The sequence below is a fragment of the Streptomyces sp. WY228 genome (assembly GCF_019287315.1).
GTDB lineage: Bacteria > Actinomycetota > Actinomycetes > Streptomycetales > Streptomycetaceae > Streptomyces > Streptomyces caviscabies.
The window spans coordinates 1,856,740-1,882,845 of the sequence record NZ_CP079114.1 but is presented as its reverse complement, the minus strand read 5'-3'; the positions used below and the strand labels follow the sequence as shown (position 1 = coordinate 1,882,845).

The window sequence follows — 26,106 nt, the reverse complement described above, 5'->3', positions numbered from 1 at the left end:
CCTCCCTCGCCGAGGCGAACGTACGGTGCCGATGTGACCTCATCGACGACCGTGCGCAGTCCGCTCCGGCTGTACGGCCGGGATGCCGAACTCGCCACTCTGGAAAGCCTGTTGGAGCTGTTGCGGCGCGGAGACGGCGGCGCGCTCGTCCTGGCCGCACCACCCGGCCTCGGCCGTACGGCACTGCTGCGCGCGGCCGCGGAGGCGCACCGGGACCGGGGGCCGGTGCTGTACGCCACGGCCACCGGGGCGATGCGCGCGGTGCCCGGGGGCGGATTGGGTGCGCTGCTCGGGTCGGTGGCGGCCGGCTCCGACCCGCTCGGGCCGCTTGCCGCGGGGCGTGCTGCCGCCGGCCCGTCGCCCGCCGCGCCGCCCGGCGCGGATCCGCGTGGTCCGTCCGCCGCCGGGCCCGCCGCCATCGGTTCGCCGGCTCCGTCGGGCCCGGGGCCGGCCGCTGCCGATCCGCCGCCCGTCGCTCCGCGTGTCTCGGCCCCGGTCGGCCCGCTTGCCGCGGGCTCCGCCGTCACCGGTTCGCCGTCCGCCGTCCCGGCCGGCTCGGTCCCGCGTGACTCGGCCCCGCCTGGTCCGCTTGCCGCCGGGCCCGCCGTCACCGGTCCGCCATCCGCCGCTTCGCCCGGCTCGGGTCCGGGTGGTCCGTCCGCCGCCGGGCCCGCCGTCACCGGTCCGCCATCCGCCGCGCGGCCCCCGGCCATCAGCCCCGACGCGCTGCTCGGCCGGTTGCGGGAGCTCAGCGTCGGGCGGCCCCTGTTGGTCTGTGTGGACGACGCGCACGCCTGGGATCCGGCGTCCCGGGACGCCCTCGCTCTCGTGGCCCGCGGGCTGGGCCCGGGCAGCCGGATCCTCGTCCTGCTCACGGCCACCGACAGCACCGCCTTCGCCGGACTGCCCACGCTGCAGCCGGCGCCCCTGGACGAAGGCGCCGCCGGGGCGCTCCTGGACCGGCTGACCTCCGGTACGGAAGGGCTGGACCCGGTCGTCCGCGCCGAACTCCTCCGTGAGGCGGCCGGAAACCCCCGCCTGCTCGCCGGACTCGCCGGCCGCCTCACCCCGGACCAGCTCGCCGGCCGCACCCCGCTGCCCTTCCCTCTGCCCGGCGGCGAAGCGGTGCTGGCCGCCCATGCCGAACGCCTCGACGGCCTCCCGGACCGGACCCGCGCCCTGCTCCTGCTCGCCGCAGCGGCCCAGGAGCATGAGCCGGACGGCGCCGGTGCGGACGCCCTGCTCCTGCTGCGCGCGGGCACCCGCAGCGGACTGCCCCGCACCTTCCTGGACCGGGCCCTGTTCGGTACGAGCGTCACCGGCTCCATCCTTCAACGGGCAGGCAGCCGCGTCCACTTCACCCACCGCCTCGTCGCCCGCGCCGTACTCCACCACGCCCCCTGGCCCCACCGCCGCGCCGCCCACGAACTGCTCGCCACCCTGCTGACGGAGGCCGCCCCCGCGCCTCCGTCGGCCGCGCCTCCGCCAGGCACCGCCCCTGCCTCGCCCGTCCCGCTGGCCGCCCTGGTGCAGCGGGCCTGTGCCGCGCCCGGGCCGGACGCCGTGCTGGCCGCCCGGATCGAAGCGGCCGCCGTCGCCCCCTTCCCGCACGCCGAACGCTCCGCCGCCCTCGCCCGTGCCGCCCAGCTCTCCACCGAACCGGCGTCGCGCGCGGCCCGGTTCGCCGGGGCGGCCGAGCAGGCGGGGCTGGCGGGCGACCCGTGCCTGGCGCGTGCCCTGCTGGCCAGGGCCGGACCGCGTACGGTCGGCGCGGCGGGCCCGGGCGGCGATCCCGGGCAGGGTCTCGCGCCCTACGTGCACGGCATGCTCGCCCTGCGCTCCGGGCCCGCGGCCGACGCCCACGAAGCGTTGCTCGCCTCGGCCGGGCTGCTCGCGCCGCACGATCCCCGCCGGGCCCTCGACGCCCTCCTCGGCGCGGCCGAGGCCGCCTGGGCGGCGGGGGACGCACTCGGCTACCTCGATGCCATGAACCGCCTCGCCCGCAGCCCGGTGGACCCGGACCTGGAGCACTACCGGGCCGGCATGTGCGCCGTACTCGAAGGGCGTACGGCCGAGGGTCACGCCCTGCTCCGCCCCTGCCTCGACCCGGCCGGTGACCCCGGCGCCCCGGCCGCGCTGCTGCGGTCCGGGGTCGCGGCGCTGGTGCTCGGGGACGTCGCCGCCGCCTGCCGCGCGGGGGCCCGTGCGCTCGCCGCCGTACGGACCAGAGGGCCCGAAGCGCTGCTGCCGCAGGCCCTCGAACACCTCGCCTACGCCGAACTGCGGGCCGGGCGGCACGCCGGTGCGCGGGCCCACGCGCTGGAAGGGCTGCATGCCGCCCGCCGTACGGGGCAGCCCAACAGCTCCGCCCATCTGCACGCCGTGCTCGCCCTCGCCGCCTCCGTGGAAGGGCCCGCCGAGGCGTGCGCCGCGCATGCCGAGGCCGCGCTGGCCGGGGCGGGGCCGCACGGGCTGGCCCAGGCCGGCACCCTCGCCACCTGGGCCCGGGCCCGCGCGGACCTCGCCTCCGGACGGCCCGGCGAGGCGGCCGCCCGGCTGGCCCCGCTGGTCGGGACCGGCCCGGGCCGGGGCCACTTCGCCGTCCGGACGCTCGCCGTGCCCTGCTGGGTCGAGGCCGCCGTGCTGGCCGGCCGGCTGCCCGAGGAGTCCGGCGAACTCCACGCCGCCGTCGACGAGTTCGCGTCCTGGACCGCCCGGACCGCCGACCCGGGCGCGCCCGCCCAACTCGCCCGCTGCCGGGCTCTGCTGGCCCCCGCCGACGCGGCCGACGCCCGTTACGCCGAGGCCCTGGACCACCACGGCCGGGCCGGCGGCGACTTCGAACGGGCCCGCACCCAGCTGCTGTACGGGCAGTGGCTGCGCCGCCGTCGGCGTACCCGCGAGGCCCGCGGCCCGCTGCGCGACGCCCTGGTCGCCTTCCAGCGCTGCTCGGCCCGCGCCTGGGCGGAAAGGGCGGCCGGGGAGCTGCGGGCGGCGGGGGAGCCGGTCGCGGAGCGGCGGGACGCGCCGGGCGAACCGCTGGCGGCGCTCACCCCCCAGCAGCAGCGCATCGCCCGCTGCGTCGCCGAGGGCGCCACCAACCGCGAAGTGGCGCTGCGGCTGTCGCTCAGCCCGCGCACGGTCGACCACCACCTCCGTAACGTCTTCGCCGCCCTCGGCATCCGCTCCCGTACCGAACTGGCCCGGCTGCTGAGCCCCTGACGCCCCGGGTGGCCGGGAGGTTGCGAGACCGTGATGACGAGTTCCGCGCAGACCCCTAGGTACCGACTGGGCGGTATGTCATTCTGCGGGCGTCAGGATCGTGTCGCCGCGCTCGCGCCCCGCCCGGGCCGGTGCGCCGGGCCCGCCGCGCGCGCGGCCGGCCGTATCCCGGTGGAGGCCGCCATGCCACAGGTCGTACGTCCGCGGATCGGGGCCCTGACCGGCCCGCCCCCGACAGCACCGTTGCCGCACCGCTTCCGTTCGCTGGCCGACCGCGAGGCCGTGGAGGTGCTGCACCGGGCCGCCCGGGTCCTCGTCGCCTCGCTGCCGGCCCTCACCGACCGGCTCGTCGAGGCCCTGTACGCCCAGGAGCCCGGCTACCGGGCGGCGATCGAGTCCGACCGGGCCGAGGTCTGGCAGGAGGTCCACCACTCGCTGCGGCACAACGTGGGCTCGCTGATCCAGCCCCGGGAGTTCCGCGAGTCCGCCCACCGCACCTCCCGCTGGATCGGCGAGATCCGCGCCGAGCAGGGCGTACCGCTCGACGCCGTCCTGCACGCCTTCCGGATGGGCGGCGCGATGGTCTGGCAGGACCTCGTGGACGAGACCGCCCGGCGCGACCCCGAGGACGTACGGCTGCTCGTCCATGTCGCCGCCGATGTGTGGAACTTCGTCGACGAGCACTGCGGGATCGTCGCCGACGCCTACCGGCAGGCCGAGCGGCGGCTGACCTGGCGGCGCGAGAACCGGCAGCGCCTCATGGTCGCCGCCCTGCTGGACGGCACCGCCAGGATCGCGGACCTCGCCGATGCGGCCGTGATGCTGGGGCTGCCGGAGCAGGGCCGGTACGCCGTGCTCGCGGTGGCCACCGCGCCGCGCGGGCCCGGGGCCGCCGCCCGTCCCGCGCTGACGCTGCCCGCCGCCCCGGAGGCGGTGGTGCTCTGGCATCCGGGCCAGGACGCCGAGTTCGCGATCCTGCCGCTGGCGGGCGCGCCCGGTGAACTGAGCGAGCTGGCCGCCGCGCTGGACGTACCGCCCGGCGCCCGGGCCGGGATCGGCTCCGCCGTCGAGGGCCTGGCCGCGCTCGGCGACGCCCGCCGGCTGGCGGAGACCGCGCTGCGCGCCTGCCCCGCGTCCGGCGGCACCGTCCTGCTCGACGAGCACCTCCCGGACGCCCTGGTCGTCTCCTCCCCGGCGCTCGCCGGAGCGCTCGCCGACCGGGTGCTGGGCCCGCTGGACCGGCTTGACCCCGCCGACCGCGACGTCATCGTGGAGACCCTCACCGCCTGGCTGGACGCGGACGGCTCCGCGCAGCGGGCGGGCGCGCGGCTCTACTGCCACCGCAACACCGTCCTCAACCGCCTCCGCCGCTTCGAACAGCTCACCGGCCGCTGCCTGACCCGGCCCCGGGACGCGGTGGAGGTCTCGCTCGCGCTGGCCGCCCGCCGGCTGCTCGGCGCCTGAAGGAACGCCACGTCCGAAAACTGCGCAACAAATATTGCGCAATTCTTCTTGCGCAACGTTTCCTGCGCGTCTACGGTCAGGTCATGCCCAGTGAAGAGCGACGCCGCGTCTCCGACCTCGACACCCTCAAGGCGATCGGCCACCCCCTGCGCCTGAAGCTCTACCGCGCCCTGCACATCAAGCGCACCGCCACCGCCTCCCAGCTCGCCGAACTGGTCGACGAGGCGGTCTCCCTCGTCAGCTACCACCTGCGCAAGCTCGCCGACAGCGGACTGATCGAACCCGCCGAGGGCCAGGGCACCGACGGCCGGGAACGCTGGTGGCAGCCGTCCTCCCGCGGACTGACCTTCAGCGACGAGGACTTCGACGACGCGCCGGACAAGGCGGCCGTCTACGCCGCCGCCAACCGGATGTCCTTCGACCAGCACGTCGAGCTCTACCGGGCCCACCAGGACTCCCGGCACACCTGGGACACGGAATGGCGCAGCGCCTCCTGGAGCTCGGAGAACCTCCTCCGGCTCACCGCCGGGGAACTGGCCTCGCTCAGCCGGGAGATGGGCGCGCTGATCGACCGTTACGAGGAAGCCGGCCGTGCCCGCGACGAGGCGGGCGACACGGAGGGCCGGGAGAGCGTCGCCCTGCACACCTACGGGTTCCCCTTCCGCCCGTGAGCCCGCCGATCCTTCCGGACCGCCTCACTTCCTCAGGGACGAACCCATGACCACCACCGTGGAATGCCCCGAACGGCCCGCGCACCGCGACCCGAACGTCCTGCGCTGGCTCGGCGCGTACACCGCGTCGATGATCGGCGACAGCGTCTACTTCATGGCCCTCGCCTGGGCCGCCGCCCGCACCGGCAGCGCCTCCGGCACCGGCCTGGTGCTCGCCGCCGGCTCCCTGCCCCGGGCCCTTCTGATGCTCGGCGGGGGAGTGCTCGCCGACCGGCTCGGCCCCCGCCGCGTCGTCATCGGCAGCGATGCCGCCCGCGCGCTCCTGGTGCTCTCGCTCGCCGCCGTCCTGGTCCTCACCGCGCCCACCGTGGGCGTCCTGGTGGCCGTCGCCCTGCTCTTCGGCGCGGTCGACGCCCTGTTTCTGCCCGCCGTCGGAGCGCTGCCGCCCCGGATCAGCGGCCCGGGCCAGCTCGCCCGGATCCAGGGCCTGCGCGCACTGGCCGCGCGCGGCTCCTCGATCATCGGCGCGCCGCTGGGCGGGGTCGCCGTGGCCACCGGCGGACCCGCGCTCGCCTTCGCCGCCGCCGGGGTGCTCTTCGCCCTGTCCCTGCCGCTGCTCCTGCGACTGCGGATCAGACCACTGCCCGAGCCCACGGAGACCTCCGGTGAGGCGCCGGCCGCCGAGAAGGCCCCCAACGCCTGGCACGACCTCGTCGACGGGCTCCGGTACATCCGCCGCCACCCGCTGCTCGGCCCGCTCATGCTCGTCATCGCCCTCAGCGAGCTCGGCTTCGTCGGCCCGCTCAACCTCGGCCTCATCCTGCTCTCCGAGCAGCGCGACTGGGGCGCGGCCGGCATGGGCTGGATCGTCGCCGGATTCGCCGGCGGAGCGGCCGGGTCCGCCCTCGTCCTCGCCGTCCGGGGCCGGGTGCCGCGCGCCGGGACGGTGATGTGCCTGATGGCCCTCGTCGGCGCCACCGGCATCGCCGCCCTGGCGCAGGTGCCCTCGGTGGCCCTCGCCGCCGCGATCGCCGCGTTCGTCGGCCTCACGGCCGGGCTGGCCGGGGCGCTGTGCGGAGCCCTCGTCCAGACCGCCGCCGACCCGGCGTACCTGGGCCGAGTCACCTCCGTATCGACGTTCTTCACCTACGCCATCGCCCCGCTGAGCTACCCCGTCACCGGGGCCGCCGTCGCCCTCTGGGGCACCGGGCCGGTCTTCGCGGTCAGCGCGGCCGTGTGCGCGGCGGGCGGCGTGATGGGTCTGGCCGTCACCACGCTCCGCCGCGCCGAACTGCCCCGCTGACCGGACGGGCTCCAAGCGGACCGGCCCCGACCGGACCCGTCCCGACCGGACGCGACCCGACCTGTGCGGCCGGGTCCGGGGCTACAGGGGCTACATCCCCAGCTCGGCCGACTTCAGCCGCTCCACCGCCGCCTGGTCGCCCTCCACCTCGACGTCCGCCGCGTCCTGCCGGCCGAACGCGTACAGCAGCAGCTCGGCGGGCTCCCCGGTCACCGTCACCACCGGCGTCCCCCTGTGCGCCACCGCCGTCTGGCCGTCCGGGCGGCGCAGCACCAGCCCCACCGGGGACCGGCGGCCCAGCAGCCGGGCCGTCTTCTCGGTCCGGGACCACAGCACATCGGTGAAGACCGGGTCCAGCTCACGGCGCGACCACTCCGGCTGGGCCCGGCGTACGTCCTCCGTGTGGACGAAGAACTCGACGGTGTTCGCCGCCTCGTCGATCTGCTTGAGGGACATCGGGGAGAACCGGGGCGGGCCGGTGCGGATCAGCTGGATCAGTTCCTCGTACGGCTTCGCCGCGAACTCCGCCTGCACCCGCTCCAGCCGGGCCTTCAACGCACTCACCAGCAGCCCGCCCGCCGCGTCCGCGCGGCGTTCGCGGACCACCACATGGGCGGCCAGATCGCGGGTCTTCCAGCCGTCGCACAGCGTCGGGGCCTCGGGACCGGCCGCTTCCAACAGATCGGCGAGCAGAAGACGTTCACGCTTCGCATGGGTCGACATGCCCGCCAGCGTACGACCGCCGCCCGGGGTCCGCCCAGTGGACGTCCGCCCGGAAAGCCCTCGCGACCACGGCACAATGGGCCCATGACCAGCACGCCCGGCGCCACGCCACCCGCCAGCAGCCTCGACCCGGCCATCGCCGCCCGCCTCAAGCGCGGCGCCGACGGCCTGGTCCCGGCCATCGCCCAGCAGTACGACACCGGCGAGGTGCTGATGCTCGGCTGGATGGACGACGAGGCGCTGCACCGCACCCTCACCACGGGCCGCTGCACCTACTGGTCGCGCAGCCGCCAGGAGTACTGGGTCAAGGGCGACACCTCCGGTCACGTCCAGCAGGTGAAGTCCGTCGCCCTGGACTGCGACGCCGACACCGTCCTGGTCAAGGTCGACCAGACCGGCGCCGCCTGCCACACCGGCGACCGCACCTGCTTCGACGCCGACGTCCTCCCCCTCCTCGACCAGTAAGGTCACCGGCCATGGATCTCGACACCTTCCGCAAGCTGGCCGTCGACCGCCGTGTCGTCCCCGTCAGCCGCCGCCTCCTCGCGGACGGCGACACCCCGGTCGGCCTGTACCGCAAGCTCGCCGCCGAGCGCACCGGCACCTTCCTGCTGGAGTCCGCGGAGAACGGCCGGACCTGGTCGCGCTACTCCTTCATCGGTGTCCGCAGCGACGCCACCCTCACCGCCCGCGACGGCCAGGCCCACTGGCTCGGCACCCCGCCCGTCGGCGTCCCGGAGACCGGCGACCCGCTGGACGCCCTGCGTGCCACCGTCGAGACCCTGCACACCCCGCGCGACCTGGTGAGCGACCTGGGCCTGCCGCCGTTCACCGGCGGCATGGTCGGCTATCTCGGCTACGACGTCGTCCGCCGCCTGGAGAAGATCGGCGAGCACGGCGGCGACGACCTGAAGCTGCCCGAGCTGACCATGCTCCTCACCTCGGACCTCGCCGTCCTCGACCACCAGAACGGCACCGTCCTCCTGATCGCCAACGCGATCAACCACAACGACCTCGACACCGGCGTCGACGAGGCCCACGCGGACGCCGTCGCCCGCCTCGACGCGATGGAGCGCGACCTGCGCCGCCCGGTCGAGAACGCCCCCGCCGTCCTGCCCCCGTCCGAACTGCCCCCGTACACCGCGCTGTGGGGCGGCGAGGCCTACCAGGCGGCCGTCGACGACATCAAGGAGCGCATCCGGGCCGGCGAGGCCTTCCAGGTCGTGCCCTCCCAGCGCTTCGAGACCCCGTGCACGGCGAGCGCCCTGGACGTCTACCGGGTGCTGCGGGCCACCAACCCGTCCCCGTACATGTATCTCTTCCGCTTCGACGGGTTCGACGTCGTCGGCTCCAGCCCCGAGGCCCTCGTCAAGGTCGAGGACGGCCGGGCCATGGTCCACCCGATCGCCGGGACGCGGCACCGGGGCGTCACCCCGCAGGAGGACCAGGCCCTCGCCGACGAACTCCTCGCCGACCCCAAGGAGCGCGCCGAGCACCTGATGCTCGTCGACCTCGGCCGCAACGACCTGGGCCGGGTCTGCGAACCGGGCAGCGTCGAGGTCGTCGACTTCATGTCGATCGAGCGCTACTCCCACGTGATGCACATCGTCTCCACCGTCACCGGCCGCGTCACCGACGACCGCACCGCCTTCGACGTCCTCACCGCCTGCTTCCCGGCCGGCACCCTCTCCGGCGCCCCCAAGCCCCGCGCCATGCAGATCATCGAGGAACTGGAGCCGAGCCGCCGCGGCCTGTACGGGGGCTGCGTCGGCTACCTCGACTTCGCCGGGGACTCCGACACCGCCATCGCCATCCGCACCGCCCTGCTCCGCGACGGCACCGCGTACGTCCAGGCCGGAGCCGGGGTCGTCGCCGACTCCGACCCGGTCGCGGAGGACACCGAGTGCCGCAACAAGGCGGCCGCCGTGCTCCGCGCCGTCCATACGGCCAACCGGCTCCACGACCGCTGAACCGGTAAGGGATAGTGGAAGGCGTGAGTGCCGTCCCCGTACCCCAGCCCCGTGCCCGAACCGCCGACTCCGCGTCCGGCGCCGCGCCCGACTCCGCGGGGAGCCGTCGCTCCCTCGCGGCCGGTCTGCTCCTCGGCGCGGCCGGTGCGACCGTCGTCCTGCTCGCCTCCGGGCAGACCTGGGCCGAGGGCCAGGCGGCCACCGGCGGCGGCGCCCTGCCGCTGACCGCCGACGGCCGGGACGTCACGGGCGTCCCCGCCGCCCTCGCCATCGTCGGTCTCGCCGCCCTCGTCGCCGTCTTCGCGGTACGCGGCGCGGGCCGCCGGATCGTCGCCGCGCTCCTGGCGCTCAGCGGCCTCGGCGCCGCCCTCAGTGCCTGGGCCGGCGGCTCCGACAGCGCGGCCCTCGACGAGGAGGCGGCCAGGACCACCGGTGACGCGGCGGCCACCATCCACGCCCTCAGCCACACCGCCTGGCCCTACGTCACCGCCGTCGGCGGCCTGCTGATCCTGCTGGCCGGGCTCCTCGCCCTGCGCTACGGCAGCCGCTGGCCCGCCATGTCCGGAAAGTACGAGCGCGACGGCACCCCCCGCCCCGGCAAGGCGCCCCGCACCGCCCCCGACCCGGACCGGCCCGAGGACCTGTGGAAGGCCCTGGACCGCGGCGAGGACCCGACGCGCGAGGCGTGACCCCACGCTCACCTCTCGCTGTCCCGTACGGGACAATGGAGCCGAGCCGTCCTGCGGGCGGCGGCCACACGTACAGCGTCACCCACGGCGCAACACCAACGAGGAGCAACTCATGGCGGGCACGAGCCACGGACACACCCCGGCCGCCTGGACCGGTGCCATCATCACGTTCATCGGGTTCTGCGTCGCAGGCGTCTTCATGGTCGCGGCCAACCCGCTCGGCTTCTGGGCCGGTATCGCCGTCGTCTTCGCCGGAGGTCTCGTGGGCCTCGCCATGCGGGCCGCCGGTCTCGGTGTGCAGAAGGAGTCGCCCGAGCTGATCGAGGCCCGGGAGCGTGCCGGACGGGCGCAGATCTCCCACTGAGCCGGTCGCCGGGCCGGCCCGGCGACCGACACGCAGACAGGCGCAGCCCCGGTGGGGCTGCGCCTTTTCGCGTCGTCGGGGGACAATCACCGGGTGGACGCCTCGCCTACCCCCGCCGCCCCCCAGCCGCCGGACCATGATCCCGCCGAGCACGACCGGCCCCGCCCGGCCGCCGACCCGCAGGGCGTCGGCCCCTGGAACCTCCCCCTGACGGCCTGCCCCACCCCGGACATGGCCCACCCAGAGCTCGAACCCCCTGATCCAGCCCGCCCGCCGCTTGAGGATGGACCCCTCGCTGTTCCAGCCCGCTCACCGCGTGAGGCCGGAGCCGCTGTCCCAGCCCGTCCGCCGCTTGAGGACGGACCCGCTGATCCAGCCCGTCCGGCGTTTGAGGACGGAACCCTCGGCAGGGAGAGCCCGCAGCTCACAGGATCCTCGGGCGAGGGGCCCTCGCAGGTGCCCGGCCCCCAAGGCCACGGTTCCGTCCTCAAACGCCGGACGGGCTGGGTGGGCACAGCCGAACGTCAGTCCGACCGGACAGGCCGGGTGGGCGCGGCCGAACGTCAGTCCGGCCGGGAAGGCTGGGTGGGCGCGGCCGAGCGTCAGGCGGACCGGGAAGGCTGGGTGGGCGCGGCCGAGCAACAGGCTGACCGAGCAGGCTGGGTAGGCGCGGCCGAGCGTCAGACGGACCGGGCAGGCTGGGTGGGCGAGGCCGGACGCCCGGCGGCTCGGGCGGGCCGGTTGCGTCGGCTCGGTACGCCCGTAGGGATCCTCGCCGCCGTCACAGCCGCCTTCGGCTACGTCGGCACCGTCGACCCCAACGACCCCGGCCACTACCCCGTCTGCCCCCTGCTCAGGCTGACCGGCGTCCTCTGCCCCGGCTGCGGCGGACTCCGCAGCGCCCACGCCTTCATCACCGGCGACCTCGGCACGGCGCTCTCCGCCAACGCGATCGCCACCGTCGGCTACGTCCTCTTCGCCGCCGTCTGGGTCCTCTGGCTGACCAGGGCCTGGCGCGGACAGCCCCTGCGGATCGCCCTGGCCCCCGCCTGGTGGTGGGGCGTGGGCGCCGTCCTGCTGGTCTTCACCGTGGTCCGGAACCTGCCGTTCGGCTCCGCACTGGCCCCCTGAATGCCCAGGTAGTGGGACGCCACGTGGCCGGATGCGAGCCCCGGGCGCTCCTGCGGATACCATCGGTATGGCTGATCCTGTTCCCTCATCACCGTTCGGAAGGGGGCCGCTCGCGTGAGTGTGCTCGACGAGATCATCGACGGCGTACGCGCCGACCTCGCGGAGCGGCAGGCGCGCGTCAGCCTCGACGAGCTGAAGGAGCGCGCGGCCCGCGCTCCCCAGGCCAAGGACGGAGTCGCCGCCCTGCGCGGCGAGGGCGTGACCGTCATCTGCGAGGTCAAGCGCTCGTCCCCCTCCAAGGGGGCCCTGGCCGCCATCGCCGACCCGGCCGCGCTCGCCGCGGACTACGAGGCGGGCGGCGCGTCCGTCATCTCGGTCCTCACCGAGGAGCGCCGCTTCGGCGGCTCGCTCGCCGACCTGGAGGCCGTCCGCGCCAAGGTCGACATCCCGGTCCTGCGCAAGGACTTCATCGTCACCTCGTACCAGCTGTGGGAGGCCCGGGCGTACGGCGCCGACCTCGCCCTGCTGATCGTCGCCGCCCTCGACCAGGAGGCCCTGGTCTCCCTGATCGAGCGGGCCGAGTCGATCGGGCTCACCCCGCTCGTCGAGGCGCACGACGAGGAGGAGGCGGAGCGCGCCGTGGACGCCGGAGCCAAGATCATCGGCGTCAACGCGCGCAACCTGAAGGACCTCAAGGTCGACCGCTCCACCTTCGAGCGCGTCGCCCCCGAGATCCCCGACCACATCGTCAAGGTCGCCGAGTCCGGTGTCCGCGGCCCGCACGACCTGATCGCGTACGCCAACGCAGGCGCCGACGCCGTCCTGGTCGGCGAGTCCCTGGTCACCGGCCGCGACCCGCGCGCCGCCGTCGCCGACCTGGTCGCCGCGGGCGCCCACCCGGCGCTCCGCCACGGCCGCGGCTGACCGGGGCGGACGACAGCGACCATGACCGGACGTCCCGTGCCCCGCACCCGACCGGGCCTCGGCCTGGCCGGGTCCCCGGCCAGGGACCCGCACGCCCCGCTGGCGCGCGGGTGCAGGCCGCGCGGCTGCCGGGCGCCCGCCCGGCGCGTGCACGGACGGCGCGTGCGGTACGTCATCGGCGACGAGCCCGGCCAGGTGAACGGGATGCGATGGCGCCCGGGGTCCGCGCAGTAGCGAGCCCCGGCCGACGTACCGCAGCACCCGTCCCGTACGTACGACCGCACCGCCCCGACCGCACGCCGGTCGCGGTGGGGCTCGCTCCTTTGCGCATACGGTGCATCCATCCGTTGCCATGCCAAGGAGCACGTCGCATGTCGTCCGACTTCTTCATTCCGGACCCCGAGGGTCTGATCCCCAGCGCCGAGGGCTATTTCGGCGCGTACGGCGGCAAGTTCATCCCGGAGGCGCTCGTCGCCGCCGTGGACGAGGTCGCCGTCGAGTACGACAAGGCGAAGGCCGACCCGGCCTTCGCCGCCGAGCTCAACGAGCTGATGGTCGACTACACCGGCCGGCCCAGCGCGCTGACCGAGGTGCCGCGCTTCGCCGAGCACGCGGGCGGCGCCCGGATCTTCCTCAAGCGCGAGGACCTGAACCACACCGGCTCGCACAAGATCAACAACGTGCTGGGCCAGGCGCTGCTCACCAAGCGCATGGGCAAGACCCGCGTCATCGCCGAGACCGGCGCCGGCCAGCACGGCGTCGCCACCGCGACCGCCTGCGCCCTCTTCGGCCTCGACTGCACCATCTACATGGGCGAGATCGACACCCAGCGCCAGGCGCTGAACGTCGCCCGGATGCGGATGCTCGGCGCCGAGGTCGTCGCCGTGAAGTCCGGCTCGCGGACCCTCAAGGACGCCATCAACGAGGCGTTCCGCGACTGGGTCGCCAACGTGGACCGTACGCACTACCTCTTCGGTACGGTCGCGGGCCCGCACCCCTTCCCCGCGATGGTCCGCGACTTCCACCGCGTCATCGGCGTCGAGGCCCGCCGCCAGATCCTGGAGCGCGCGGGCCGCCTCCCGGACGCGGCGGTCGCCTGCGTCGGCGGCGGCTCCAACGCTATCGGCCTCTTCCACGCCTTCATCCCCGACGCCGACGTCCGCCTGGTGGGCTGCGAGCCGGCCGGGCACGGGGTGGAGACCGGCGAGCACGCGGCGACCCTCACCGCGGGCGAGCCCGGCATCCTGCACGGCTCCCGTTCCTACGTCCTCCAGGACGACGAGGGCCAGATCACCGAGCCGTACTCCATCTCGGCGGGCCTGGACTACCCGGGCATCGGCCCGGAGCACTCCTACCTCAAGGACACCGGGCGCGGCGAGTACCGCGCGGTCACCGACGACGCCGCCATGCAGGCCCTGCGCCTGCTCTCGCGCACCGAGGGCATCATTCCGGCCATCGAGAGCGCCCACGCGCTCGCCGGCGCGCTGGAGCTCGGCAAGGAGCTGGGCAAGGACGGGCTGATCCTCGTCAACCTGTCCGGCCGCGGCGACAAGGACATGGACACCGCCGCCCGCTACTTCGGGCTCTACGACACCGACGCCGCCGTCGAGGCGGACGCCGACAGCGACCGCGCCGAGATCGAGGGGGACGCCAAGTGAGCGGCAACATCGAGCTGTTGAACACCACCCTCGCCGCGGCGAAGGCGGCGGACCGGGCGGCGCTCATCGCCTACCTCCCGGCGGGCTTCCCGACCGTCGACGGCGGCATCGAAGCGGTCAAGGCCGTCATCGCGGGCGGCGCGGACGTCGTCGAGATCGGGCTGCCGCACAGCGACCCGGTCCTCGACGGGCCGGTCATCCAGACCGCCGACGACATCGCCCTGCGCGGCGGCGTCCGGATCGCCGACGTGATGCGCACGGTCCGTGAGGCGTACGAGGCCACCGGCGTCCCGATCCTGGTCATGACGTACTGGAACCCCATCGACCGGTACGGCGTCGAGCGCTTCACCGCCGAGCTGGCCGAGGCGGGCGGCGCCGGGTGCATCCTGCCCGACCTGCCGGTCCAGGAGTCCGCCCTGTGGCGGGAGCACGCCGAGAAGCACGGTCTCGCCACCGTCTTCGTCGTCGCCCCCAGCAGTCAGGACGCCCGCCTCGCCACCATCACGGCGGCCGGCAGCGGCTTCGTCTACGCCGCCTCGCTGATGGGCGTCACCGGCACCCGCGCCTCCGTCGGCGCCCAGGCCCAGGACCTGGTGGGACGCACCCGCGCCACCACCGATCTGCCGGTCTGCGTCGGCCTCGGCGTCTCCAACGCGGCACAGGCCGCCGAGGTTGCCGGGTTCGCCGACGGTGTGATCGTCGGCTCGGCCTTCGTCAAGGCCATGCTGGACGCGCCCGACGAGGCCGCCGGCCTCGCCGCCGTCCGCTCCCTGGCGGGCGAACTGGCCGAAGGTGTTCGAAAGCGCTGAGCCGTGAACCACCCGAATGGGTGGATTGTGGACCGGGGAGGCGCGGAGGCGCCTCCCCGGTTCGTTTCCCGGGTGTGAGCGACAAGATCCCTGAGGGAAACAGAAGCGCGCGTGAGCGCCTGGCCCAGCAGCGCGAGCGGGAGAAGGGGCGCGAGAAGCGCCGCCGGACCCTGATCGTCGCCTCGGCCGTGGTCGGGGTGCTCGCCCTGGCCGCCGTGGTCGGCCTGATCGCGGCCAACGCCGGCAAGGACGACGGCGGCGACACCGCCTCCGGTCCCGCCATCGCCCCGTCGGGCGCGACCGGCGAGGCCGCCCTGACCCTCCCGGTCGGCGCGCCCGACGCCCCGTCCACCCTCACCATCTGGGAGGACTTCCGCTGCCCGGTCTGCGCCCAGTTCGAGAACGCCTTCCGGGACACCATCAAGGAGCTGGCGGACGAGGGCCAGGTCAAGGTGGAGTACCACCTGGCCACGATCATCGACGGCAATCTCGGTGGCACCGGCTCGCTGCGCGCCGCCAACGCCGCCGCCTGCGCCCAGGACGACGGCAGGTTCGCCCCGTATCACGACGTCCTCTTCAGCAACCAGCCTCCCGAGCCGGACGACGCCTTTGGCAAGAACAGCCGGCTGATCGAGCTGGCCGGGAAGGTCGAGGGGCTCGACACCCCGGGCTTCCGCAGCTGTGTGGAGGACGGCGAGCACGACAGCTGGGTGAAGAAGTCCGACACGGCGTTCCGCGAGGGCGGCTTCCAGGGCACGCCGACGGTGCTGCTCAACGGGGAGTCCGTCTTCCCGAGCAAGGGCGACGAGCAGATCTCCCCGGAGAATCTGAAGAAGTGGGTCGCCGCGGCCAACAAGGGCAAGAAGCCCGGCACCGACGCTCCGGCCACCCCGGAGGAGGGCGCGTCCGAGGGCTCGTCCGACCCGGCCGCCCCGTCGTCCGCCGCCGGTTCCTGACCGGCCTCCGCGACCGCCCGTGACGCGGTCCTCGTTACCCAGACGTTGCCGGGTGGCTTGCCGTACCCACCGCCCGGCAAGGTAGCGTCGACCTCGCCATGAACCTTGCCTTCATTCCCAGCCCGTCGACCGGCGTGATCGAGCTCGGCCCGATCCCGCTCCGCGGCTACGCGTTCTGCATCATCATCGGTGTCTTCGTCGCCGTCTGGTTCGGCAACAAGCGCTGGATCGCCCGGGGCGGCAAAGCCGGCACCGTGGCCGACATCGCCGTCTGGGCCGTGCCCTTCGGTCTCGTCGGCGGCCGGCTCTACCACGTGATCACCGACTACCAGCTGTACTTCAGCGACGGTGAGGACTGGGTCGACGCCTTCAAGATCTGGGAGGGCGGCCTCGGCATCTGGGGCGCCATCGCGTTCGGCGCCGTAGGGGCCTGGATCGGCTGCCGCCGCCGGGGCATCCCGCTGCCCGCCTGGGCCGACGCACTGGCCCCGGGCATCGCCATCGCCCAGGCCATCGGCCGCTGGGGCAACTGGTTCAACCAGGAGCTCTACGGCAAGCCCACCGACCTGCCCTGGGCGCTGGAGATCAGCGACGGCCCGAACCGGGTCGCCGGGACGTACCACCCGACCTTCCTGTACGAGTCGCTGTGGTGCATCGGTGTCGCGCTGCTGGTCATCTGGGCCGACCGCCGCTTCCGGCTCGGCCACGGGCGGGCGTTCGCGCTGTACGTCGCGGCCTACTGCGCGGGACGCGGCTGGATCGAGTACATGCGGGTCGACGAGGCCCACCACGTCCTGGGCCTCCGCCTGAACGTGTGGACCGCGATCCTCGTCTTCGTCCTCGCCGTCGCCTACATCGTGATCTCCGCGAAGATCCGCCCGGGCCGCGAGGAGATCGTCGAGCCCGACCGGGACGCGGACGCCACGAAGAGCACCGAGGACGCGAAGACCGCCGCCGCCGACGCCGCCGGGAAGGACGGCGCCGAGGACGCGGACGCGCCGGAGACCGACAGCGCCGACGAGGACCCGCTGAAGAAGGACCGGCTCCGGAAGGACTCCGCCCCCGAGGCGGCCGACAAGAGCTGACCGCCCGCGCCCCGCACGGCGCGCGCCCCGCACTGCCCCGATCGCCGGGCGGACCTGAGAAACCTCAGGACCGCCCGGCGATCGCCAGTGTGCGGCGGGCGGACGCCACCACCGCCGCGTCCACGAACCGCCCGTCCGGCAGCGCCAGCGCCCCCGCCTCCACCGCCGAGGCCGCGACGATCTCCTCCGCCGCCTCGATCTCCTCGGCCGTCGGCCGGAACGCCCGCTCGATCACCTCCAGCTGGCGCGGATGGATCGCCGCCCGCCCCAGCAGCCCGAGCGCCCGCCCCCGTGCGCACGAGGTCCACAGCCCGTCCAGGTCCCGGACGTCGGGGAACACCGACTGGGCGGGCGGCGGCAGCGCGGCCGCCCGGGCCGCCACCACCAGCCGGCTGCGCGACCAGTCGAGCCCGCGGTCCTCCCGTACGCCCAGGTCGGCCCGCAGGTCCGCCTCGCCCAGCGCGACGCCCCGGACCGCGGGGTCGGCCGTGGCGATCGAGTACGCGTGCTCCACGGCGAGCGCCGACTCCAGCAGCGGATACAGCGGTACGCCGGGGGCCACCGCCGCCACATGGTGCACCGAGACCGCGTGGGTGATCTTGGGCAGCCGCAGACCGGACAGCCCCGGCAGCCCCGTCAGCGCCCGGATGTCGTCCTCGCCGTGCACCCGGACATGGACCGGTACGGCGTCCGGCGACGCGGTCACCGGGTCCGCGAGGAGTTCGGCGGTGGCGGAGCGCGCGTACTCCTTGCGGTCCGGGGCGACGGCGTCCTCCAGGTCGACGATCACCACGTCCGCCCCGCTGCCCAGCGCCTTGGCCACCACCTCCGGCCGGTCCCCGGGCACGTACAGCCAGGTCAGCGGCGGCCGGCCGGGCGGCACGGGAGCGTCCTCCGGCAGCGGAGGGACGGCGGCGGCCGTGCAGTCGCTCACAGCGCCCCCTGGTCCCGCAGCGCCGCGATCCGGTTCTCCGAGAGACCCAGCCCGGCCAGGATCTCGTCGGTGTCCGCGCCGTGCGGGCGGCCCGCCCAGCGAATCCCGCCCGGCGTCCCCGAGAGCCGGAAGAGGACGTTCTGCATCCGCAGCGGCCCCAGCTCCGGGTCGTCGACCTCGGCGATGGTGCCCAGCGCCCGGTACTGCGGGTCCTCCATCACCTCCCGTACGTCCTGGATCGGCGCGACGGCCGCCTCCGCCTTCTCGAAGCCGTTGATCACCTCCTCGCGGCTGTGGCGGGAGATCCAGTGGCCGACCGCCCCGTCCAGCTCCTCGGTGTGCTCGGCCCGGGTGGTGCCCGCGCCGAACCAGGGCTCCTCGATCAGGTCCGGGCGGCCGACGAGGCGCATCACCCGCTCGGCGACGGACTGGGCGGAGGTGGAGACCGCGACCCAGTGGCCGTCGGCGGTGCGGTAGGTGTTGCGCGGGGCGTTGTTGCGGGAGCGGTTGCCGGTGCGCGGCTGGACATGGCCGAGCTGGTCGTACCAGAGCGGCTGCGGGCCCAGCACGGTGAGGATCGGCTCGATGATCGCCAGGTCCACCACCTGCCCCTCGCCGGTCTTCTCCCGCCCGGCGAGCGCGGCCATCACCGCGTACGCCGTGGCCAGCGCGGCGATGGAGTCGGCGAGCCCGAACGGCGGCAGCGTCGGCGGCCCGTCCGGCTCCCCGGTGATCGCGGCGAACCCGCTCATCGCCTCGGCGAGCGTCCCGAAGCCGGGGCGGTGGGCGTACGGCCCGAACTGGCCGAAGCCGGTGACCCGGGCCAGCACCAGACGCGGGTTGACGGCGTGCAGCTCCTCGGGGCCGAGCCCCCAGCGCTCCAGGGTGCCGGGCCGGAAGTTCTCCACGATGACGTCCGTCCCGGCGGCCAGCCGGAGCAGCACGTCCCGGCCGCCGGGCGCGGACAGATCGAGGGTGAGGGCGCGCTTGTTGCGGCCGAGCAGCTTCCACCACAGGCCCACCCCGTCCTTGGCGGGCCCGTGCCCGCGCGAGGGGTCCGGCTTACGGGGGTGCTCGACCTTGATCACATCGGCGCCGAAGTCGCCGAGCATGGTGGCCGCGAGCGGTCCGGCGAAGAGGGTGGCCAGGTCGATGACCTTCAGCCCGGTCAGCGGTCCCGCCGCTGTCGTACTCGTCGGGCCTGCTGCTGTGGTGCTCATACGGTCTCCGCCTCGATCTCGCTCCGGTAAGGCATGGACGTGGACGCGCCCGGTTTCTGGACGCAGAGCGCGGCGGCCGCGGAGGCGAAGGCCAGCGCCTTCGCCACCGGCCGCCCCTCACCGAGCGCCACCGCCAGCGACCCGACGAAGGTGTCTCCGGCCCCGGTCGTGTCGACGGCGTTCACCGAGGGCGCCTCGAAGAGCACCGGCTCGCCGCCCCGGGCCGCGTACAGACAGCCCTTCGCGCCGAGCGTGACGATCACCTCGGGCACCCGGCGCAGCAGGATCTGAGCGGCGGCGTGCGGTTCGGCCTGCCCGGACAGCTCGGCGGCCTCGTGCTCGTTGGGCACCAACAGGTCGATGTGGTCGAGGAGTTCGTCGGGCAGCGGCTGCACGGGGGCGGGGGTGAGGATGGTGCGGACGCCCTGGGCGCGGGCCGCGCGGGCTCCTTCGACGACGGCGGACAGCGGGAGTTCGAGCTGCATCAGCAGCAGATCGGCGGCGGCGATCGCCGCGATCTCCCCGGGTCCGAGCGCGGTCACCACACCGTTGGCGCCGGGGATCACCACGATCGCGTTGGACCCGGTGTCGTCGACCACGATGTGCGCGGTGCCGCTGGGGCCCTCGGCGGTGTGCAGCAGATCGGTGTCCACCCCCGCGTGTTCGAGGCCGTCGCGCAGCAGGGTGCCGTAGACGTCGTCGCCGACCGCGCCGATCATCGTGACCTCGCCGCCCGCGCGGGCGGCGGCGACGGCCTGGTTGGCGCCCTTGCCGCCGGGGATCGTCCGGAACTCCCGTCCGGTGACGGTCTCGCCGCGGCCGGGGGCGCGGGCCGTGTAGGCGACGAGGTCCATATTGGTGCTGCCGAGCACCGCGATACGGGTCATGGGCGCAGAGCCTCCTGATGGGTCAGTGCGGCGAGGGTGTCGAACCCGGTCCGGTCGAAGCCGGGTACGGAGGTGGCGAGCCGGTTCTTCAGCGGAGCCGTCCACCGTTCGGGCAGGGCGTCCGGCCCGCCCGCCAGCAGCCCGGCCAGCGACCCGGCGGTCGCCCCGTTGGAGTCGGTGTCCCAGCCGCCCGAGACCGCGCGGCCGATCGACCGGGTGAAGTCGCCGTCGGCGTGGGTGAGGGCGGCGGCCAGCAGCGCGGCGTTGGGCAGTACGTGCACCCAGTGGTGGGTGTCCGCGTACGCGGCGTGCAGCCGGTCCACCACCACGTCGAACTCCCCTTCCGTACGGGCGGTTTCGATGCCGAGGCGGATCGCGCGGGCGTACCGCGAGTGCGGCGGCACCACCCGCAGCCCGGCGGCCAGGCAGCCGTGCACATCGCTCTCGCCGCCCGCCGCGACGGCCAGCGCGGCGGCGGTGAACATCGCGCCGTACACCCCGTTGCCGGTGTGGGTGAGGACCGCGTCGCGGTGGGCCTGGGCGGCGGCCCCGGCCGGGTCGCCGGGGTGGGTCCAGCCGTGCACGTCGGCCCGGATCTGCGCGCCGATCCACTCCCGGAACGGGTTGCGGAAGCGGGCGGTCTCCGGCGGTTCGACGCCCGCGAGGAGATTGCCGTACGCGATGCGCTCGGCGGTGAACGTCCGGCCGGCCGGCAGTTCGTCCAGCCAGAGCCGGGCGAGATCGGCGGTGGTGAAGGACCGCCCGTGCCGCTGGAGCAACAGCAGGGTGAGCAGGGGGTGGTTGAGGTCGTCGTCCTCCGGCATGCCGTCGATGTTCTCGGCGAGCGAGGTGGGGGCCGAGCGGCGGTTCCAGGGGTGGGCGGCGAGCAGTTCGGCGGGCACGCCGTGTGCGGTGAACCAGGTGGAGAGCGGCCAGTTGCCGGTGGCGCGGGCCAGGGCCCGGATGCCGGTCAGCGGCAGCTTCTCGACCGGCTTGCCGAGCAGACAGCCCGCCGCCCGGCCCAGCCAGGCCGCGTGCAGCCGGTCCCGGCCGACCGGGAAAGGCGTGTCCACGGGGCCCGGCCAGTGCGGGCAGGCGGCGACGATCGCGTCCAGGTCGGTGGGCTCGTCGGCGGCCAACGGCGATTCCAGCAGCGCGAGTTCGTCGAGCAGCCGCTCGGCCAGTGCGCGCAGTCGCGGCGGCGCGGGCGGTTCGGACGCGCCCGCGCGGTCCGGGGCGGGCGCGCCCCCGGCCGCGTACCACCGCTCCTCGATCTCCCGGGCGTCCCGGCCGTCCAGCGCGGCCTGCCGCAGCTCGTGCCCGACCAGGTCCTCCGGCTGCACCCAGGTGAGGCGGAGGTTCATCGGGTACCGGCCAGCGCGGTGAACGTCTCCTCGTGGGCCCGGCGGCGCTCCAGGTCCCGGGCGAAGACCTCCCGGGCGACCTCCGTCAGGGTCCGGGCGGGGGTGTGCAGGTCCAGCCGGCTCGCCTCCGCGACGGTGGCCGCCCAGTCGGCCGGGACCTCACCGCCGAGCGCGCCCACGATCGCCCCGCTCATCGTCGCGATGGAGTCGCAGTCCCGCCCGTAGTTCACCGAACCGAGCACCGTACGCCGGTAGTCGCCGCCCCCGACCAGCAACATGCCGAGCGCGACGGGCAGTTCCTCGATGGCGTGCAGCCGGGAGGGGCGGCGCGCGCCGAGCGAGGGGGCCCGGTAGTCGGGGCCGACCGTGTCGAAGGGCTCCACCGCGGCCCGCAGCGGGGCGAGCGCGGCCTCGAAGTCCTCGTGGCGCGCGGCCACTTCGCAGACCGCCTCGATCGCGGAGCGGGTGCCGTCCTTCGCCAGGGCGAGCGCGGCGTCGACCACCGCCTCCGGTGTGGCGCCCGGGCGGCACGCGGCGGCGACGGCGGCCGCGAAGACCCCGGCGGCCTCCCGCCCGTACGAGGACTGGTGCGGGGCCGCGACCTCCAGCGCCTCGGCGTAAGCGGCCCGCGGATCACCGGCGTTGACCAGCCCGACCGGGGTCATGTACATCGCCGCCCCGCAGTTGACGATGTTGCCCGCACCGGCCTCGCGCGGGTCGATGTGCCCGTAGTGCAGCCGGGCCACGATCCACTTCTCCGCCAGGAAGATCCGCTGGAGCGGCAGCGCCTCGGCCTCCAGCTCCGGGATCCAGCGCGGGGAGAGCAGATCCGGTACGAGATGGTCGGCGACGGCGTACGCGTCGAGGTGGTCGCGGACCTTCGCGTAGACCCGGATCAGCGCATGGGTCATCAGGGTGTCGTCGGTGACGTGCCCGTCGCCCTTGTGGTACGGCGCGATGGGGCGCGCGGTGCGCCAGTCCTCGCCGTACCAGGGGCCGACGATCCCGGTCACCCGGCCGCCGTGGCGTTCGGCGATCTGCTCGGGGGTCCAGCCCTCGACCGGGCCGCCGAGCGCGTCGCCGACGGCGGCTCCGACGAGGGCCCGGGTGATCCGGTCATCGAGTCCGGGCGTGGTGGGGGAGGGGTGCGGGGCCGAGGGGGCGGCTTCCATGGCCGTTGTGGGCGTCATGCCGGAATTGTCCACCCGGGGTGGCCGGTTCCGTGGCTGCCAGCAGCCCGGCGAGTTCGATCAGGTCCGTGCCCGCGAGCCGGGGCAGCGCGCAGCCCGCCAGCGTCCGGCACGCCTCGCGCCAGCCCGCCGGTACGGCGGTGATCGAGCCGATCGCCCCGGTCAGCGCCCCGGCCAGGGCGGGCGCGGAGTCCGCCACCCGGGAGAGGCAGGCGGCGGCCGGGAGCGCCTGGGCGATCTCGCCCCGGGCGGCGGTGGTGAGGGCCAGGGCGACGGGGACGGTCTCCGCCGCCGCGATCCCGTAGCTGTAGACGTGGTCCACGATCTGGTGCTCCAACACCGGGACCAGGGCGAACGCCCCGGCCGGCTCGTCCGCGAACTCCCGGGCGAGGCGGACCGCGTGCACGGCGTTGCGGGCGATCTCGATGCCCTCGGGGAGCTGCTCCAGGGCGGCGTTCACCACGGCGTCGACGTCCGCCCCGGCCAGCGCCACGGCGACCGCCGCCGCCATGGCCCGCGCCCCGTGCACCCCGTCGCCGTCCTGGGTGTAGCGGGCGTCGAACTCGGCGAGCGCGGCCGCCTCCGCCGGATCGCCCGGGTGGACCACGGCGAGCACGGCGGCCCGGACGCACGCGGCGTCGTCGAAGTAGTGCGGGTTGTCGTGCCCGGTGGCGGGCGGCCGCAGCCCGGCGGCCAGATTGCCGAGCCCGGCCCGCACCGAGATCCGGGCCCGCAGCGGCAGCACCGCCGCCTCGACCTCGGGGGCCCGGGCGCTGGCGGCGGCGACGGTGGCGGCCAGCGCGTTCCAGGCCCGGTCGACCGCGTCCCGCATCCGGCGGCCGGGGGCCAGGCCCGCCGCGTCGTCGGCCGCCGCCGCCAGCACCGTACGGGCGGCGAACGCGGCCCACTCGGCGTCGTCGGACGGCCCGAGCCGCAGCGGCTCGGGCGGCTGGTTGAGGGCGATGGGCACCGGGAGCGTGGTGGTCGCGTTCTGCTCGGCGAAGGTGTCCAGCTCCCGGGTGAGCCGCCGGGTCCACTCGGGCATCCGGGCCGCCCGGTGCCGGGCGGCGGGCCACCCGGCGGCATCGCCCGCCGCCAGCCCGAGCAGCAGCCCCTCGATCCGGGCCCGGCGGGTGGGCGCGGGGGTCCCGATGGTCGTGCGCGCCGAGGGCGTCGCCGCCTCTCCCGCGGAGGTCGTCGCCGGGCGGCTCCTGACCGGTCCGCCGGTCGCGGTCGTCGCCGGGCGGCTCCTGACCGGTCCGCCGGTCGCGGTCGTCGCCGGGCGGCTCCTGACCGATTCGCCGGTCGCGGTCGTCGCCGGGTGGCTTCCGGCCGTTCCGCCGGTGGCGGTCGTCGTGGGCGCGGCCGGGGCCCCGGCCGTCTCGCGGGCCGCGGTCATCGCCGCTCCTCCCGTACGGGCGCGAAGGCGGCGGCCACGGACGCCATGTCCCGTACGGCCGACGGCTCGCGACCGCCGCCCCGCTCCTGGGGGTGTTCCGCCGCCCCGGCCGCTCCCGGATCGTCCGGCGTCAGCAGCTCCGCGATGTCCAGCACGTGGTAGCCGCGCATCGAGGGCAGACAGCTGCCCCGGACCGGGCCGATCGCGGCCGCCCAGTCCGGCGGGATCGAGCTCTCCCCGTGCAGCGCCCCGGCCAGGGCGCCCGCCACCGCCGCCGTCGTGTCCGCGTCGCGGCCCATGTTGACGGCCGTGAGCACCGCCGTCCGGAAGTCCCCGCGCGCCGCCGTGAACGCCCCGAACGCCAGGCCCACCGCCTCCGGCGCCAGGTCCGTCCACGGGTAGCCGGCGATCACCACCGCCGAGCGCACCGCCCGTTCCATGGTGAGCCGGTCGGGGTAGGGCCGCTGGGCCGCCGCCACCGCCCGGCGCAGCGACCGGGCGGTCCAGGAGTCCATCGGGACCACCGAGAGCGCGGCCGCGATCACCGAGGCGAGGCCCGAGCCCACCATCGCCGCGGCCACCCCGGCCGCCACCGCCTGGCCCCCGTAGATCCCCTCGCCCTCGTGGCTGACCCGGCCGTCCACCGCGACCAGCCGGGCCGCCTCGGCGGGGCGGCCCGCCGCGAACACCCCGAAGGGCGCCGCCCGCATCGCGAGCCCGTCGCTCCAGGCGTGCCGGTGCTGGGCCGAGATGGGCGCGGCCAGGCCCCGGCGCAGATTCTCCAGCGTGCCGCGCTCGCTGAACCCGGCGCCCCGGAACGGGCCCTCGTCCAGATCGGCGATCCAGTGGTGCCAGGCCCGCTCCACGTGGGAGACGTCGAGCGCCGAGCCGTGCCGGGCCAGCAGCAGCCCGGAGAAGATCGCGTACTCCGTGTCGTCGGTGCCCGCCGGGTCATCGCTCACGAAGCCCTCGATCCGCCCCCAGCGGCGGCGGATCTCGGAGGGCCGCAGATTCTCCGCCGGGGCGCCGAGCGCGTCCCCGACCGCCAGGCCCAGCAGCGCACCCCTGGCCCGGTCATTGCCGACGGCCGTGTCCATCGCGTCGCCCTTCCGCTCGTCCGGCGAGTCCGTATCCGGGCCCTGTCCGTATCTGTGCCACGCGGAGGCCGGTCGGAGGCGGGAACGGGCCGGAAAAGGGCCACTCGGATGACCGGCCGGATAGCTGAGGCTGGCCTTTCTTCGCAGGTCAGAGGGGTGGTAAGCCAGGCCTGCCTTGCTGGCGGCGGTCGCCCGACCGGCGTACATTGGACTTTGTCGAAAGTTGTACGGAATGGGGAGAAGGGCACCGTGGCCATCATCGAGACCAACGCCGATCTGCACGAGGCGCACCGGGACAACCACACCCACCGGGATGTGAACGGCGGCTGGCTGCGGCCCGCCGTCTTCGGCGCGATGGACGGTCTGGTCTCCAACCTCGCCCTGATGACCGGGGTCGCGGGCGGCGCGGTCTCCCAGCAGACCATCGTGATCACCGGCCTGGCCGGGCTTGCGGCCGGGGCCTTCTCCATGGCGGCGGGCGAGTACACCTCCGTCGCCTCGCAGCGCGAACTGGTCGAGGCCGAGCTCGACGTCGAACGCCGCGAACTGCGCAAGCACCCCCAGGACGAGATGGCGGAGCTGGCCGCGCTCTACGAGTCGCGCGGCGTGGACGCCCCGCTGGCCCGCGAGGTCGCCCGGCAGCTGTCGCGCGACCCGGACCAGGCGCTGGAGATCCACGCCCGCGAGGAACTCGGCATCGACCCGGGCGACCTGCCCTCACCGCTGGTGGCCGCCGTCTCCTCGTTCGGCGCCTTCGCGCTCGGCGCCCTGCTGCCCGTCCTGCCCTACCTCCTCGGAGCGAGCGCCCTGTGGCCCTCGGTGCTCCTCGCCCTGCTCGGCCTCTTCGGCTGCGGCGCGGTGGTGGCCCGGGTGACGGCCCGCAGCTGGTGGTTCAGCGGACTGCGCCAGCTCGCCCTCGGCGGCACGGCGGCGGCCCTGACGTACGGGCTCGGCACGCTGTTCGGCGTGGCCGTCGGCTGATCCGGAGCGGGGCGGCGGACGGCGTAACCCGGTCGCCCGAACAGCGCAACCGCCCGGCAACGTGT

24 protein-coding genes are annotated in these 26,106 nt (G+C 75.2%); 16 read left to right on the top strand and 8 right to left on the bottom strand.

Going from position 1 to position 26,106, the window contains the following annotated elements; all coding sequences use genetic code 11:
* Positions 1 to 33 precede the first annotated feature (33 nt).
* The 4 genes from KV381_RS08025 (at position 34) to KV381_RS08010 (ending at position 6,660) form a co-directional block, all read left to right on the top strand.
* Complete coding sequence (locus tag KV381_RS08025) at positions 34 to 3,222, top strand: helix-turn-helix transcriptional regulator (protein ID WP_218784973.1); 3,189 nt, start codon at positions 34 to 36, stop codon at positions 3,220 to 3,222.
* A gap of 183 nt (positions 3,223 to 3,405) precedes the next feature.
* Positions 3,406 to 4,686 (top strand): CdaR family transcriptional regulator, encoded by a 1,281-nt coding sequence (locus KV381_RS08020; RefSeq protein WP_218784972.1) that lies wholly within the window; start codon positions 3,406 to 3,408, stop codon positions 4,684 to 4,686.
* Positions 4,687 to 4,769: 83 nt separating this feature from the next.
* Positions 4,770 to 5,357 carry a transcriptional regulator gene (locus tag KV381_RS08015; RefSeq protein WP_193462328.1) on the top strand — a complete coding sequence of 196 codons (588 nt, stop codon included), beginning with the start codon at positions 4,770 to 4,772 and terminating at the stop codon, positions 5,355 to 5,357.
* Positions 5,358 to 5,403: 46 nt separating this feature from the next.
* Positions 5,404 to 6,660, top strand: coding sequence for an MFS transporter (locus tag KV381_RS08010; RefSeq protein ID WP_218784971.1), 1,257 nt, complete (start codon positions 5,404 to 5,406; stop codon positions 6,658 to 6,660).
* Between the two features lie 90 nt (positions 6,661 to 6,750).
* Here KV381_RS08010 and KV381_RS08005 read toward each other — a convergent pair whose 3' ends face one another.
* Positions 6,751 to 7,383 (bottom strand): TIGR03085 family metal-binding protein, encoded by a 633-nt coding sequence (locus KV381_RS08005; RefSeq protein ID WP_030086800.1) that lies wholly within the window; start codon positions 7,381 to 7,383, stop codon positions 6,751 to 6,753.
* 84 nt (positions 7,384 to 7,467) lie between these two features.
* On the opposite strand from KV381_RS08005, the gene hisI reads away from it, so the two are divergent.
* From hisI to lgt, 11 genes are all read left to right on the top strand, one after another.
* Positions 7,468 to 7,848 (top strand): phosphoribosyl-AMP cyclohydrolase, encoded by a 381-nt coding sequence (hisI, locus tag KV381_RS08000; protein WP_030086797.1) that lies wholly within the window; start codon positions 7,468 to 7,470, stop codon positions 7,846 to 7,848.
* 11 nt (positions 7,849 to 7,859) lie between these two features.
* Positions 7,860 to 9,353 carry an anthranilate synthase component I gene (locus KV381_RS07995; RefSeq protein ID WP_030622755.1) on the top strand — a complete coding sequence of 498 codons (1,494 nt, stop codon included), beginning with the start codon at positions 7,860 to 7,862 and terminating at the stop codon, positions 9,351 to 9,353.
* Positions 9,354 to 9,367: 14 nt separating this feature from the next.
* Entirely contained in the window at positions 9,368 to 10,042 is a 675-nt protein-coding gene (locus KV381_RS07990; protein ID WP_030086794.1) for a TIGR02234 family membrane protein, read from the top strand.
* Between the two features lie 112 nt (positions 10,043 to 10,154).
* Positions 10,155 to 10,406 carry an HGxxPAAW family protein gene (locus tag KV381_RS07985; RefSeq protein WP_030086792.1) on the top strand — a complete coding sequence of 84 codons (252 nt, stop codon included), beginning with the start codon at positions 10,155 to 10,157 and terminating at the stop codon, positions 10,404 to 10,406.
* 702 nt (positions 10,407 to 11,108) lie between these two features.
* The gene (locus KV381_RS07980; RefSeq protein ID WP_218787187.1) at positions 11,109 to 11,537 is read left to right on the top strand and encodes a DUF2752 domain-containing protein; all 429 of its coding nucleotides are present in this window, start codon (positions 11,109 to 11,111) and stop codon (positions 11,535 to 11,537) included.
* A 114-nt stretch (positions 11,538 to 11,651) separates the two neighbouring features.
* Positions 11,652 to 12,461 carry an indole-3-glycerol phosphate synthase TrpC gene (trpC, locus tag KV381_RS07975; RefSeq protein WP_014045367.1) on the top strand — a complete coding sequence of 270 codons (810 nt, stop codon included), beginning with the start codon at positions 11,652 to 11,654 and terminating at the stop codon, positions 12,459 to 12,461.
* Between the two features lie 21 nt (positions 12,462 to 12,482).
* Positions 12,483 to 12,695, top strand: coding sequence for a tryptophan biosynthesis modulator TrpM (gene trpM, locus KV381_RS36400; RefSeq protein WP_078611262.1), 213 nt, complete (start codon positions 12,483 to 12,485; stop codon positions 12,693 to 12,695).
* A gap of 137 nt (positions 12,696 to 12,832) precedes the next feature.
* Positions 12,833 to 14,119: a tryptophan synthase subunit beta gene (gene trpB / locus KV381_RS07970; RefSeq protein WP_030622761.1), complete on the top strand. Its 1,287-nt coding sequence runs from the start codon at positions 12,833 to 12,835 to the stop codon at positions 14,117 to 14,119.
* Positions 14,116 to 14,928 carry a tryptophan synthase subunit alpha gene (gene trpA / locus KV381_RS07965; RefSeq protein ID WP_030622763.1) on the top strand — a complete coding sequence of 271 codons (813 nt, stop codon included), beginning with the start codon at positions 14,116 to 14,118 and terminating at the stop codon, positions 14,926 to 14,928. The genes trpB and trpA overlap by 4 nt, the downstream gene beginning before the upstream one ends.
* Positions 14,929 to 15,002: 74 nt before the next feature.
* Entirely contained in the window at positions 15,003 to 15,884 is an 882-nt protein-coding gene (locus tag KV381_RS07960) for a thioredoxin domain-containing protein (protein WP_030086784.1), read from the top strand.
* A 98-nt stretch (positions 15,885 to 15,982) separates the two neighbouring features.
* Positions 15,983 to 16,969: a prolipoprotein diacylglyceryl transferase gene (lgt, locus tag KV381_RS07955; RefSeq protein WP_098027095.1), complete on the top strand. Its 987-nt coding sequence runs from the start codon at positions 15,983 to 15,985 to the stop codon at positions 16,967 to 16,969.
* Between the two features lie 64 nt (positions 16,970 to 17,033).
* On the opposite strand, the gene KV381_RS07950 is transcribed toward lgt, so the two are convergent.
* The 7 genes from KV381_RS07950 to KV381_RS07920 are packed head-to-tail and all read right to left on the bottom strand — an operon-like array spanning position 17,034 to position 25,060.
* Entirely contained in the window at positions 17,034 to 17,870 is an 837-nt protein-coding gene (locus tag KV381_RS07950; RefSeq protein WP_086779565.1) for a CoA ester lyase, read from the bottom strand.
* 29 nt (positions 17,871 to 17,899) lie between these two features.
* Positions 17,900 to 19,123 carry a CaiB/BaiF CoA-transferase family protein gene (locus tag KV381_RS07945; protein ID WP_030086778.1) on the bottom strand — a complete coding sequence of 408 codons (1,224 nt, stop codon included), beginning with the start codon at positions 19,121 to 19,123 and terminating at the stop codon, positions 17,900 to 17,902.
* Positions 19,120 to 20,010: a ribokinase gene (gene rbsK, locus KV381_RS07940; RefSeq protein ID WP_030086776.1), complete on the bottom strand. Its 891-nt coding sequence runs from the start codon at positions 20,008 to 20,010 to the stop codon at positions 19,120 to 19,122. The genes KV381_RS07945 and rbsK overlap by 4 nt, the downstream gene beginning before the upstream one ends.
* Entirely contained in the window at positions 20,007 to 21,374 is a 1,368-nt protein-coding gene (locus KV381_RS07935) for an ADP-ribosylglycohydrolase family protein (RefSeq protein WP_218784970.1), read from the bottom strand. The genes rbsK and KV381_RS07935 overlap by 4 nt, the downstream gene beginning before the upstream one ends.
* Complete coding sequence (locus KV381_RS07930; protein WP_218784969.1) at positions 21,371 to 22,564, bottom strand: ADP-ribosylglycohydrolase family protein; 1,194 nt, start codon at positions 22,562 to 22,564, stop codon at positions 21,371 to 21,373. Before KV381_RS07930 ends, KV381_RS07935 begins: the two co-directional genes overlap by 4 nt.
* A complete protein-coding gene (locus KV381_RS07925; RefSeq protein WP_256995026.1) occupies positions 22,491 to 23,963 on the bottom strand; it encodes an ADP-ribosylglycohydrolase family protein in 1,473 nt (490 codons plus the stop codon). Before KV381_RS07925 ends, KV381_RS07930 begins: the two co-directional genes overlap by 74 nt.
* The gene (locus KV381_RS07920) at positions 23,960 to 25,060 is read right to left on the bottom strand and encodes an ADP-ribosylglycohydrolase family protein (RefSeq protein WP_030086763.1); all 1,101 of its coding nucleotides are present in this window, start codon (positions 25,058 to 25,060) and stop codon (positions 23,960 to 23,962) included. The genes KV381_RS07925 and KV381_RS07920 overlap by 4 nt, the downstream gene beginning before the upstream one ends.
* A gap of 249 nt (positions 25,061 to 25,309) precedes the next feature.
* Here KV381_RS07920 and KV381_RS07915 point away from each other — a divergent pair, with 249 nt between their 5' ends.
* Entirely contained in the window at positions 25,310 to 26,041 is a 732-nt protein-coding gene (locus KV381_RS07915) for a VIT1/CCC1 transporter family protein (protein ID WP_030086761.1), read from the top strand.
* The last annotated feature ends 65 nt before the right edge of the window (positions 26,042 to 26,106 follow it).

Excerpts from the sequence above, each read along its gene's own strand:
- KV381_RS08020 (WP_218784972.1), top strand. The coding sequence starts at position 3,406 with ATGCCACAGGTCGTACGTCCGCGGATCGGGGCCCTGACCGGCCCGCCC.
- KV381_RS08015 (WP_193462328.1), top strand. The coding sequence starts at position 4,770 with ATGCCCAGTGAAGAGCGACGCCGCGTCTCCGACCTCGACACCCTCAAG.
- KV381_RS08010 (WP_218784971.1), top strand. The coding sequence starts at position 5,404 with ATGACCACCACCGTGGAATGCCCCGAACGGCCCGCGCACCGCGACCCG.
- KV381_RS08005 (WP_030086800.1), bottom strand. The coding sequence starts at position 7,383 with ATGTCGACCCATGCGAAGCGTGAACGTCTTCTGCTCGCCGATCTGTTG.
- hisI (WP_030086797.1), top strand. The coding sequence starts at position 7,468 with ATGACCAGCACGCCCGGCGCCACGCCACCCGCCAGCAGCCTCGACCCG.
- KV381_RS07995 (WP_030622755.1), top strand. The coding sequence starts at position 7,860 with ATGGATCTCGACACCTTCCGCAAGCTGGCCGTCGACCGCCGTGTCGTC.
- KV381_RS07985 (WP_030086792.1), top strand. The coding sequence starts at position 10,155 with ATGGCGGGCACGAGCCACGGACACACCCCGGCCGCCTGGACCGGTGCC.
- trpM (WP_078611262.1), top strand. The coding sequence starts at position 12,483 with ATGACCGGACGTCCCGTGCCCCGCACCCGACCGGGCCTCGGCCTGGCC.
- trpB (WP_030622761.1), top strand. The coding sequence starts at position 12,833 with ATGTCGTCCGACTTCTTCATTCCGGACCCCGAGGGTCTGATCCCCAGC.
- lgt (WP_098027095.1), top strand. The coding sequence starts at position 15,983 with ATGAACCTTGCCTTCATTCCCAGCCCGTCGACCGGCGTGATCGAGCTC.
- KV381_RS07945 (WP_030086778.1), bottom strand. The coding sequence starts at position 19,123 with ATGAGCACCACAGCAGCAGGCCCGACGAGTACGACAGCGGCGGGACCG.
- rbsK (WP_030086776.1), bottom strand. The coding sequence starts at position 20,010 with ATGACCCGTATCGCGGTGCTCGGCAGCACCAATATGGACCTCGTCGCC.
- KV381_RS07935 (WP_218784970.1), bottom strand. The coding sequence starts at position 21,374 with ATGAACCTCCGCCTCACCTGGGTGCAGCCGGAGGACCTGGTCGGGCAC.
- KV381_RS07930 (WP_218784969.1), bottom strand. The coding sequence starts at position 22,564 with ATGACGCCCACAACGGCCATGGAAGCCGCCCCCTCGGCCCCGCACCCC.
- KV381_RS07925 (WP_256995026.1), bottom strand. The coding sequence starts at position 23,963 with ATGACCGCGGCCCGCGAGACGGCCGGGGCCCCGGCCGCGCCCACGACG.
- KV381_RS07920 (WP_030086763.1), bottom strand. The coding sequence starts at position 25,060 with ATGGACACGGCCGTCGGCAATGACCGGGCCAGGGGTGCGCTGCTGGGC.